At 56.1% G+C, this 12,022-nt stretch carries 4 protein-coding genes and 1 pseudogene; 4 read left to right on the forward strand and 1 reads right to left on the reverse strand.

Features of this window, described 5'->3' with window-relative positions:
• Nucleotides 1-3: 3 nt before the first annotated feature.
• From bcsC to BIY29_RS05445, 4 genes are all read left to right on the forward strand, one after another.
• Nucleotides 4-3,474, forward strand: coding sequence for a cellulose synthase complex outer membrane protein BcsC (bcsC, locus tag BIY29_RS05430; RefSeq protein WP_121574131.1), 3,471 nt, complete (start codon nt 4-6; stop codon nt 3,472-3,474).
• Nucleotides 3,475-3,868: 394 nt separating this feature from the next.
• A complete protein-coding gene (locus BIY29_RS05435) occupies nt 3,869-5,542 on the forward strand; it encodes a ShlB/FhaC/HecB family hemolysin secretion/activation protein (protein WP_121574132.1) in 1,674 nt (557 codons plus the stop codon).
• 39 nt (nt 5,543-5,581) lie between these two features.
• A complete protein-coding gene (locus tag BIY29_RS05440; protein WP_121574133.1) occupies nt 5,582-10,906 on the forward strand; it encodes a DUF637 domain-containing protein in 5,325 nt (1,774 codons plus the stop codon).
• 4 nt (nt 10,907-10,910) lie between these two features.
• Nucleotides 10,911-11,276, forward strand: a complete 366-nt coding sequence (locus BIY29_RS05445) for a DUF596 domain-containing protein (protein ID WP_121574134.1) — start codon at nt 10,911-10,913, stop codon at nt 11,274-11,276.
• A 510-nt stretch (nt 11,277-11,786) separates the two neighbouring features.
• Here the strand turns inward: BIY29_RS05445 and BIY29_RS05450 are convergent.
• Nucleotides 11,787-12,022, reverse strand: a pseudogene (locus tag BIY29_RS05450) (hypothetical protein); the annotation flags it as partial.

The following is a 12,022-nucleotide window of genomic DNA, read 5'->3' on the forward strand; positions in this document are numbered from 1 at the left end:
CCCATGCTGAGATACCCGATGCTCGGCCTGTTCCCTTTATATCTGGCCGTCATCCCGCTGGCGCAAAGCGCTGAAGCCGTTTCACCCGAACAGTTTCTGATGGAGCAGGTACGTTTAGGGGAAGCCCTCTATAAAGACGATCTGGTCGATCAGTCACTTTACCGTCTGGCGCTGATCGATCCGAACAACCCGGAGGTTTTGGCCGCACGGCTACGTCTGGCGCTGCGTCAGGACGATCAGCCGCTGGCTCGTCAACAGTTGGAAAAACTGAGAGCGGTCGCGCCGGATTCAGCGATTTATCGTCAGGCTGAAATGAGTCTGGCGCTGACGCAGGGAGATGCCCGGCAGCAGTTACAGCAGGCCCGTTTGTTATTCACCGCTGGCCGTTATACCGAAGCCAAAGCGCAGTACGATGCGCTGTTTCACGGCGAGCCGCCCACTCTCGATCTCAGCGTGGAATACTGGCGTCTGGTTGCGCGTTTGCCCGATCAGGAAATGGCGGCGACTAAACAACTGGAAACGTTGGATCAGCGTTATCCCGGCAACGTGCCGTTACGCCTCGCGCTGGCACGCCTGTTATTCAGCCAGAACCGCGACCAACAGGCTTACGAGATACTGCAACAACTCGCGTCTGATCCCGGCGGGAGCGACCCCGCCGCCGCCCTGTGGCTGGAAATTATCGGCAGAAGGGACGTCACGCCGCAAAGTGTTGCGTCATTAAACCGCTTTCTGGCGGTATTTGGGGAAAGTGAGCGGGCCGAAGCTGCGCGCACGAAGCTAAACCAACAGCAAACTATGCTGGCCGATCCGGCTTATCAGGCCAGGCTGCGTGGTCTGGCGCAAATAGAAAGCGGCGGCGGAGACATTGCCACTATCAGCGATCTCAACAAGGCGTTAGCCGCATCACCAAACGACCCTGAACTGATCGGCGCAATCGGCATCGTTTACCTGCGAGCCGGCAATCGGGCGAAAGCGTTAACCCAATTCCAGCAGGCGCTACAGGCCAACACCGAACAGCGTAACGCTGAAAAATGGCAAGCGCTGATAAAAAGTACGCGTTACTGGATGACTATTGAAGACGGCAACAACGCGCTGGAAGCAGGCAGTCTCACGCTTGCTCAACAAAAATTTCTACAGGCCCGGCAACTGGACAACACCAATGCTTATGCCCTTATCGGTCTGGGTGATGTCGCGCTCGCCCATAAAAACCACCCCGCCGCGCAACAGTACTATCAGCAGGCCCTAAGTCTTGACCCCGGCAACGGCGGCGCACTACGCGGGCTGGTGAACATCCGCCTGCGGCAATCGCCGGAAAACGCACTCGCCTATATCAACAGCCTGCCACGCAGCCAGCAAAATACGCTGCGTGATACGCTCAACAGCCTGCAACTCGACATTCAGAAACAGCAGGCCGATCAGCTTTTTGAACAGCAGCAATGGACGCAGGCCGCCGACAAATACCGTCAGGCACAGCAGCAGGCTCCCAACGATGTCTGGCTGGCTTACCGCTATGCCCAGACCTTGCGCCGTCTCGGGCAATTTCAGCAGGCGGATAACATGTTGCGGCACATTGCCTCTCAACCCCCCGTCAACGCTGAGAAAAATTATGTGTACGCGCTTTATCTCTCTTCCACCGAACGGGACGCCCAGGCGCTGGCACAGTTAAATACGCTGCCCACCGCACAGTGGAGCAGTGATATGCATGAATTGTCGCAACGCCTGACGCTGCAAACCACCCTGTCCCGCGCACAGACCATGCGTGACGCCGGTAATGAACCCGGTGCGATAGCCTACCTGCGCCAGCAACCGGCCAATCCGCGTATTGATCTTGAACTGGCGGACTGGGCGTTGGCGCGTGGCGAATACAGCGAAGCGCTGGCGGGTTATCAACAGGTCATCGCGCACGAACCACAAAACCCCGATGCGCGGCTGGGCGAGATTGAAGCCTTTATCGCACAAGGGCGGTTAGATCAGGCACGGCTGCGCTTACAGCAGCCCGCCGATCAAACCGATAGCACACTCAACAGCCGGCGGCGGATCGCCAACGCCTGGCAGGCTGTCGGTAATATTCCGCAGGCGGCAACACTTTTTCAGCAGCTTAAAATCGACGCGCAGAACGAAGCGCCCGGTCAGGACAAGGCATTGATTTACCGCGATACCGCCCGGTTTGAACAACAGCAGTCGCGGCCACAACAGGCGCAACAGGATTACCGACAGGCGATGGTTGCCAGCGGCATCACACCGGTTTTGCCACAGGATAACGACGCTTACACCCGGTTGACGCGCAATAATCCTGCGGATGACTGGCTAAAACGGGGGATCCGCGCCGACGCCGCCGACTTATACCGCCAGCAGGATGTTAACGTCACCCTTGACCACGACTACTGGCGTTCCAGCGGCACTGGCGGCATTTCCAACCTGAAAGCCCATGACACCATGTTGCAGGCGGACATGCCCTGGAATGACGGACGGGCATTTCTCCGCGCTGATACCATCCAACTAAACGCGGGTTCGTTCTCAACCGCCAACGGAACCTATCGTGAAACATTCGGCACCTGTGCAGCACGTGACTGCTCCGGCGGTAAAACGCAGAAAACCAGTGGCACCAGCATTGCCGCAGGCTGGAAAAATGATCGCTGGGCCGTGGATATCGGCACCACGCCGATCGGTTTTGAGGTGGTTGATGTAGTGGGCGGCGCCAGTTACAGCAGTGACTGGGGGGCGGTTGGCTGGACTGCCAGCGCCTCGCGGCGGCCAATTTCCAGTTCCCTGCTGGCTTTCGGCGGCGCCAAAGATCCGGGGACTGGCATCACCTGGGGTGGCGTTCGCGCAAGCGGCGCCGCACTGGGGCTAAACTACGATCGGGGTGAAGCGCACGGCGTCTGGAGCGACTTCAGCGCTCATCAAATCACCGGCAAAAATGTGGCCGATAATTACCGTATCCGAGCAATGGCGGGCTATTACTACAAAATCGTTAATCAGGATAACCGCCGCCTTACCGTCGGACTCAACAACATGTGGTGGCATTATCAAAAGGATTTAAGTAACTATTCGCTCGGCCAGGGCGGTTACTACAGCCCGCAACACTATTTCTCCGTGGGCGTGCCGGTTAACTACCGCCAGCGCACCGCAAACTGGTCATGGGAAGTGGGCGGTTCCCTCTCCTGGTCACGCTCATCCTCCAAAGACCAGCGGCGTTACCCGTTATCCGGCCTGGTCAACAGCAGCATCAGCGACAGAAACGATATTGAAGCGGGCAGTAGCGGCAGCAGTGGATTTGGCTACACCGTGCGAGCGGTGGTCGAACGCCGACTCGGATCACACTGGACACTGGGGGCCGGCGTCGATATTCAGGAAGCCAAAGACTACACCCCCAGCCACGGCATGATTTACCTGCGCTACTCCGCCGCAGGCTGGCAGGGCAATCTGGACAGTCCGCCCCAACCGCTGACCCCGTATGCCGATTTCAAATAACGATGTGAAACATATCTGGCCCGCCGAAATTATCGACCACCGCCCCTCTTCAATGCGCGGAGATCAACAGCCCGTTATGTCATTTCCGTCACACCTGATTAACCTCGATAATTGCATTTTATTAACCAGTCCATTGCAATTCACCCAACGATGAATTGCAAAACAACTAACTAATAAATATAACTATTTGATAAAAAATACCATAAATCCTTTACCCACATATTTCTCCCGGCTTTTCGACTTTAAGCAACGGCATGTAGGGCTGCTATCCAAAAAGTCTGTCCTTTTCAGTTAACTCTGCTGAATTTACCTTACCCCTTATTTATCAATAGCAAAGCCTCAGGCCATTTGTAATATAGTCACAGATGTAAGTTAACGTAAGGATGCGTTCATTTTGTGTAAATCCATCTGCTCTTTATGCCTTTTTTTGCTGACTATCACCTTCTCAGCCCTTGCCGCCAGCCCCATCAACCCGACAGACCGTGATTCACTGGAACAACAGCAAAAAGCGCTGCTCGACCAGGCCAGACAGCAGCGTTTATCACTGGAAAACGCCACCGATCTGCATATCCCGGCGATCGCGCCACCACCAACCACACAAGGCCCCTGTTTTCCTATCCAGAATGTCGCCTTTCGCGGCGCCGAGCACCTTTCCGCCAAAGACAGGTCTGTCATTCAGCAACGTTATCAGCACCGCTGCCTCGATCTGACCGCCATCAATAACGCGGTGCGAGAAACCACCAACCGCTACCTTACCCACGGCTATATTACCAGTCAGGCCTATTTGCAGGAGCAGGATCTCTCCGGCGGTACGCTAACCATCAGCGTTAGCGAAGGCACACTGGAGGCGATTGAACTTGATGGTGAAACGCCGCAGGCGATAAACATGGCCTTTCCCGATCTGACGGGCCGTATTCTCAATCTGCGGGATCTTGAGCAGGGCATGGAGCAGCTAAACCGCCTGCCGTCACAGCAAATTACCGTTGATATTCGGCCCGGCAAACAGGCGGGCGGTTCAGTTGCCATCCTGCAACGTGCCGCGCATAAGACACCGGTTGAGTTCACCGTAGGTGTGGACAACAGCGGACAAAAAAGCACTGGCCGTGAGCAACTCTTCGCCAATATCGCCTTAGACAACCCATTGCGGCTGGCCGATCGCTGGTGGCTCTCCGCCAGCCGCGACAGCGCATTCAGCCACCGCTACGGCAGCCGCGCACTGTCCGGCGGCGTATCGCTGCCCTACGGCTACTGGACGCTGGCTTATCAGTACGTCTGGAATGACTTCTTTCAGCCAGTTGCCGCAGGCCGCCAGCATTATCGCTATGAAGGTCAAAGCAACACCCATCGGCTACAGATCAGCAGAACGCTGTACCGGGACGGCAAACAAAAGCTGGCGCTGGAAAGCGCATTAAGCCGCCGCCGCACCGAAAACACGCTGGCGGATGAGCGTCTCAGTATCAGCAGCCCCTCACTAAGCAGCATCAGCACCGGCTTCAGCTATAGCGCCACGCTGGCAGGCGGCTATTTCACTCTGAACCCGACATTCAGTCACGGCTTGAGAGCCTGGGGCGCTACCGACGATACCCGCGGTATGCCACGCAGTGAATTCCGTAAATTCGCACTGAGCAGCAGCTATTTCTATCCGCTGACGCCCTCGCTGTATTTCCTGACTTCCGCCTACGGGCAAACCACGCCCGATAACCTGTATACCCACCAACGTATTTCACTCGGCGGCGACTATTCCGTGCGGGGCTTTAAAGAACAGACGCTGACCGGCAACCGCGGTTTTTACTGGCGCAACGAACTGAACTGGCAGTTCGCCACCCTGCCGCTGCTGGGCGACCTGTCGTTAACCACCGCGCTGGACAGCGGCTGGATTGCAGGTAAAACCGGCAAAGTGGATGGCGGCAATATGACCGGCGCGGCACTCGGTCTGGCCGCCGCCTCCCGCTCGGTCAATCAATCCCTTTCACTCGGCGTTCCGCTGCATTTCCCGCATGGTCTGCGCCCTGATAACGCCGTGCTTTACTGGCAGATCACCCTGCCCGTCAGTGCTTTTTTTCATTAAGTCACACACTTACCGCAAAAGGAAAACAAGGAAAGTCACATGGAAACCTTCAATAACCGCGCCACCCGCGGCCTCAGCTATCTGCTGATATATCTGACCGCTATCCAGCCGCTGCACCCGGCGTTTGGCGCGCTGACGCCGGATAGCCCCCGCACGCAGGTCAACCATACCGGCGACGTGCCGGTCGTCAATATCGCCACACCCAATCGCGCCGGTATTTCACACAACACCTATAAAGACTTCAGCGTCGACACGCCGGGGGCAGTGCTGAACAACAGCACGGCAGCCGGTAAATCAGCGTTGGCCGGGCAGCTTGACGCCAACGCCAACCTCAAAGGCAACGCCGCGGGTTTAATTATCAATGAAGTCACCGGAACCGCCCGTTCCAACCTGCAAGGCAAGGTGGAAGTGTTCGGCGATAAAGCCAACGTGCTGATCGCCAACCCCAACGGCATCACCTGTGACGGCTGCGGCTTTATCAATACGCCCGGCGTGACGCTCACCACCGGAGCGCCGCAGTTTGACAAACAAGGCGCGCTCGAGGCGCTGGAAGTGAAAAAAGGCAGCGTGGTCATTGGCAGCAACGGGCTGGACGCCAGTACGCAGGACTATGTCGATATCCTCAGCCGCGCCACCGAACTGAACGGGAAAATCAGCGCCAAAAACCTGTCGCTGACGCAGGGTGCCAACCGGGTGAGTTTCACCGAGGGTTCGATTACCCCCATTACCGGTGAAGACGCCAAACCACAACTGGCAGTGGACACTAAAGCGCTGGGCGGCATGTACGCCAATAAAATCCGGCTGGTCGCAGGTGAGGAAGGCGTCGGCGTCAACCTGGCCGACCTCACCTCAACCCAGCAGGGCATCACACTTAGCGCCAACGGCAAGATCCAGTTGGCTGACGTTAATGCCAAAACCGATCTGAATCTGAATGCGCCGCAAGCCGATATCAGCGCGGGCGCGACGGTAACAGCCGAACGCGATATCACCCTGACCGCAACGACGCTGGATAACAGAGGGACGCTTTACGCCGAGCGGGATATGCGCCTGTTCAGCGATAATCTGGCCAATATTCAGGGGACGATTACCGCCAGAAACAATTTATGGATCCAGAAAGACGCGCAGGGAAATAAAGGCCGGCAAGTCGAAAACCGCTCAGGAACCATAAAAACCCGCCGCGGGGATATGGTCATTCGTACCGAGCAGTTGAATAATGTTTTTAATCAGATAACGGATGAAAAGACCGAGGTTAACGCCCCGGAAGGGCTTGCTTTAGGTGAAATGCTGGGCTGGAAATTGACGCCTGATGATACCTATATCCGTGTTTATGGCGCACTTGACTTTGACGAACATAAGAACCAGAACTGGTTCGATTTGATAACCTTCGCAGCCTTAAACTACGTCAACTTCAAAAGATACCACTACAACACCCTGCTGGATGGCGACACGCCGCAAATAACCTCCGGCGGTAATCTCTATATCAACGCCACGGAACTCAACAATATCGTCGGCAACCTCTCCGCAGACCAGAGCCTTTTCCTGACCGGGGACCGGCTGAATATAGAAGGCAGAACATCGGGTTTTATTAATTTCTATAAAACCTATGAAAATACCCAACTGCCCCTTGTTGCCAGCTTAACAATGGAAAACATCTTTCAGGCTGACAGGCAGAATAATGAAACCTATTACTTTACCAGCACCGGTGATGCTATCGTCTGGGATATAAAAAAACACCGGGAAAGCAAAGTCACCGCCAGAGACAGCATCGTCGCCGATTTCAACGAGACGATTAATATTATTACGCCCGAGCCCGCAGAGCTGGATAACGCCGATGAGGTCATCGACCCGTTAATTCACTTCAATACGCTATCCGCCGACAATATTACCCTTACGGCAAAGAACATCACCAGTACGGATAATCTATACGGCAGAGAAAATATTTCACTGATTGCCGAGGAGAATATCAACCTTAAGAAAAGCGATATTTCTACCAGGCAGACCGCCTCTCTTCTGGCCGCCGGTCACATCACCGGCTGGCAAAGTAATATCAAGGCGGAACATCTCAATATCGCCGCACGCACCGGCGACGTAACCTTCCGCACCAGCGAAAGCCCGCGGTTTTATGGTACGTATGCCCATTACAGCAACGGCGGCGAGGAAAAGAGTTCATTGGCTGTCAGCGGCGATTTGTCCGTCACTGCGGGCAAAGACCTCTCCCTGAGCAACATCGTCTTCACGCCCGGACGCAATATCAGCCTGACGGCGGGCAAGGACCTTCTTATCGAAAACAACCCGGCGTCATTCTCCTACCGGCGCATCAAAACCGCCCTCAGCAATGAACCCCGGCAGGAAAAAGTTGACCTGCCGCCCGCCACTACCGGTCAACTCAATGCCAGCGATTCAGTTGCGCTCAACGCCAACGGCGCACTGACACTCCAGGGGGCTTCTATCGCCGCAGACCGGGATATTACCCTGAGCGCCACGCAGCACATTGACCTGACGCCCCGTAAACTCCCTGACAACCTGTCGCGCTATTTCTCCTCATCACGCACGCCCGAACTGCGCAGTACCCTGAACGCGGGCAACCACCTCAGCCTGTTCAGCGGCACGGACATTAACGGGCAGGCGCTGCACGCCACGGCGGGCAAGGATATCACCGTCTCTGCCGGACGCCGGGTGCTGATGCCGGCACTCGGCTATTCCGCTCTGGCGGCGGAAAACGACGAAGCGGAAGACAACGATAAAGATGAGCGCCATGTCGTCGCGGAATTACACGCCGACAACAAATTAACCGTTACCGCCCAGGATACGTTGCGTACCGATGGCGCGAATTTCTCATCGGGCAATGACATGACATTGAGCGCCAACGGCAGCATGGCGTTCAATGCCGTCGCCAACCGTCTCTACCAGGCAGGCGACCACGAGCATACTGAATCCATCACCCAGCAGAACACCACGCTGGACAGCGGCGGTGCGCTCACCCTGCTTTCCAACGGCAGCATACTTTTCCAGGCGACGCGGCTTATCGCCAAAGGCGCGCTCGATGCGGCGGCCAAAGGGGGATTTCTTTATGCCCAGGCAATGGAAGAGAGCAACCTGTACGAAAAAATCACGCACAAGCGTAAATGGTACGGCAAGAAAGTCACCGTTCGCCAAATCCGCCATGATGTCACCAACAAGGTGGCCGAATTTACCGCTGGCGGCGATATCAGCCTGTTAAGCCGTGACGACAGCACCTATGAAGCCAGCAAAATCAACGCGGGCGAGAATGCGCGGCTGACCAGCACCAATGGAAGCGTCAACTTTAAGGCGGTAAAAAACACCACGTTCGAACAGACCATTTCCACCGCCAAAGGGTTCTTTATTAAAAGCGCCGACAAGGGCTACACCCAGGATACCTGGCTGCTGCCCAGCATTCACCTCGGCGGCGAACTGACTATTGAGGCGGCAACCGGCATCACCGCCGATGTCAAAACCCAACAGGCCCAGTCGCTGCAAAATGCCTTGCTGGCGTTCGGCAATACGCCGGGCATGGAGTGGATGAAAGGATTGGATACCCGCGACGATGTGCAATGGCGTGCGGTGCAGGATGCCTACAGCAGTTGGGACCAGAAAAGCCAGAGCCTGAACCCGGTGGTGGGGGCGGTTATCGCCATTGCCGTCGCCGCAGTCACCGCCGGCTCCGGGCTTGCCATGATGGCCGCCAACGGGGCCGTCTCCGCCACCGGCGCCGCCGGTATGACCGCCACCGTGATTCATGGCGCCGCTTACTCCGGCATGACCGCCCTCACCTCTCAGGCCGCCGTCTCGCTGGTGGATAATCAGGGTAATCTGTCCAAAACCCTGCACGCGCTGGGCAGCAGCGATTCCGTCAAATCGCTGGTTAGCTCGATGGTGATTGGCGGGGCATTATCCGGTTTTGACTCCGTCATGGGCTTGGATAAAGCCGCCAACGGCGCCGCCACCCCCGACCCGGCCCAGGCTAAACTGCCGATACTCAGCAACGGCGACTGGAACAAGGTCGCCCAGCGCGTCGCCGGGCAGTCGGTTATCAGCTCCAGCCTGTATACCGCCGTCAACGGCGGCAGTTTTAAAGACAACTTCACCGATGCGTTACTGGCGAATGTCGGCGGGCAGCTTCATGCCGAAGGCGCTGGCCTGATAGGGGATAACGGCCAGATACTGGGCGTACCGGGCAAAGCGGTGAGCCATGCCGTGGTGGCCGGCGTCGCCGCCGAAATTGGCGGCGGCAACGCTAAAGGCGCGGCGGCGGGCGCGCTGGCGGCGGAACTCGCCGGGATTATCATCAATGATAATTTGGTAAAAACAGAAGGCTGGCAGGAACAACAGGCGCAAATCAGCCGTGTCGCCGGCGCCTTTGCTGGCGCATTGGCTACAGGGAAATCCAGTGGCGTAAACAGTGGCGCCAATGCCGGTGAAATTGTTGAGCGTTTCAATCGCCAGTTGCACCTTGATGAAATACAGGCAATCAGGGAACTGGCTGATGGCAACGAAGAAAAAGAAGAGCGCCTGTTAGCCGCGTCCTGTCGCCAGATTAACTGTGTGGCGCAGGAGTCCCTAAGTTCCGCCGAGCGCCTACGCTATGACGCGCTGATGGAAAAATACCCGGTCACCCGCGAAGAAGACGGTCTACTCGCCAACTACTGGGTGCAGAAAGAACGGCAACGTACCGGGAATTACCCTGTCTATGCCGGGTATGATATGGAGCAGTTATTCACCTATACTCAGGCAGATAAAATAGCCGACAACCAGCTATTTGCCCGCAACCAGTGGGTTGAAAGCGCTGCCAGTATCACCGGATGGTCACGCGAAACGATAGAAACGCTGGGGTATGCTGAGTCGGTAATCGTTTCCCTGGCAACTCTGGGCAAATCGGGCAAATCCGCCAGTCAGGGAACCCTGGCGGCAGGACAATACCCGTATCAGGCGTCGGATTACCTGCGCGACGTACAAAAATATCACACTGATGAACTCATTAAGCTGTTCGACAGAAATCAAAACCAGAGTAGCCTGACCCTATACGGGCGTAGTCTCACTCAGGTCACCGGTGAAGGCGGCAGCAACAAGTCCGGCACCACCAAAGTTTTTAACAGCGAAAGCCTCAGCGACCGGGAGATTCGTAACTATGCGCAATCGCTGACCGGCGGCGTGGCGTTTAAGGAAACCGCACCGGGTAAAGTCTGGACGGCGGAACTGGCTGACGGTTCCAAGATTAACCTACGTAGTATCTCTTCCAGTTCTGATAAGACCAAAGCTCGCTGGACGGTGGAAATACTGCAAGATCCTAACGTATCAAAGGTCGTTGGTGAAAACGTCAAACGTATTGAAATAAAATTCAGGTAATAACATGATGATAAGTAAAGAACTTTATCAAGAAAGGGCCAGAGCTTTAGAGGGTATGTCATTATCTGCTGTTTGGGATGTATGTTGCCCTAATACTGAGATCTGGAATGACAAATTTCCTTTTGAAAAACGAAAGGCATTTTTCTTTGAACTCCTCCAGCGCCTGATGGAAGATGGCAAAATCAAACTCGCCAAACACGACCAATTTCTGGAGGGTTCAACCGAAGAACAAATAGAACGCTACAAAAAGGCTTTCCCCAAAACGGAGGAAGAGTGGAAAGCCAAACACGAAGAGGTCTGGTTCTTCCTCGAAGAGTGCCCCGGCGGCGCTGTCTGGGTACTGGAAAGCGGCTATCTCGACTGGACATAATCTGACCAGCAGCACTTAGCCTGACTTCTCTGGATAATCTGATCGCATTGATACCTGAGTCCTTTAAATTCACAGGACTCAGGTTATTTTTCTGCCAATAAGACCATCAAAAGCGACACCAAAGATACCTGACTACCGGTATTCATGGTGCCGCCAACGGCTCCCCCTCGCCCTTGGGGAATCCCCACAAATTTGGGAAAGAATTTCTGTCGGTACAGTGAGGGTTTCGTGCGCACTAATCAATGCAGATTTCTGCAACCGTTGCCGCTCGCGCCCGACACGGGACGGCTCAATCGCCGCCGCCCCATGACCCCGGGCTTTTCGCGGGAATCGCGTCGCTGCGCGATGCCTTCGGCGTTCGTGACCGCTGGTCGGGCCGCCAGTGACGCGCTCCCGGCGCGGCACTGGCTTTCGCGGCGTCCTGCCGCTCACCCGGCGCTCCCGCCCACCTCAGCGCAATTCTTTACGCGAAGGGGAAACCCTAAAAAAACAATCTGCTGTTATTTAAGGTTATTTCTCAGATAATCCGTCATTATTTCCCTCTTCGCTGCACAGCTCCCGCGCCGTACCCGCCACGTCCGTCACGATATAGTGCAGCCGCGTCGCCTCTCCTTTCGCCTCCACCTGCGCCAGCGGCCGGTAGCTCCCCGGCTCATACACCCACTGCACTTCCCGCGCCGCCGTACCGTCCGCCAGACAGTGCCGCTGCACCGCCAGTTGGTCTCCGTCCCAGCGAAACTCAACCG

Source organism: Brenneria alni, assembly GCF_003666245.1.
Lineage (GTDB): Bacteria > Pseudomonadota > Gammaproteobacteria > Enterobacterales > Enterobacteriaceae > Brenneria > Brenneria alni.

Excerpts from the sequence above, each read along its gene's own strand:
- bcsC (WP_121574131.1), top strand. The coding sequence starts at position 4 with ATGCTGAGATACCCGATGCTCGGCCTGTTCCCTTTATATCTGGCCGTC.
- BIY29_RS05440 (WP_121574133.1), top strand. The coding sequence starts at position 5,582 with ATGGAAACCTTCAATAACCGCGCCACCCGCGGCCTCAGCTATCTGCTG.
- BIY29_RS05445 (WP_121574134.1), top strand. The coding sequence starts at position 10,911 with ATGATGATAAGTAAAGAACTTTATCAAGAAAGGGCCAGAGCTTTAGAG.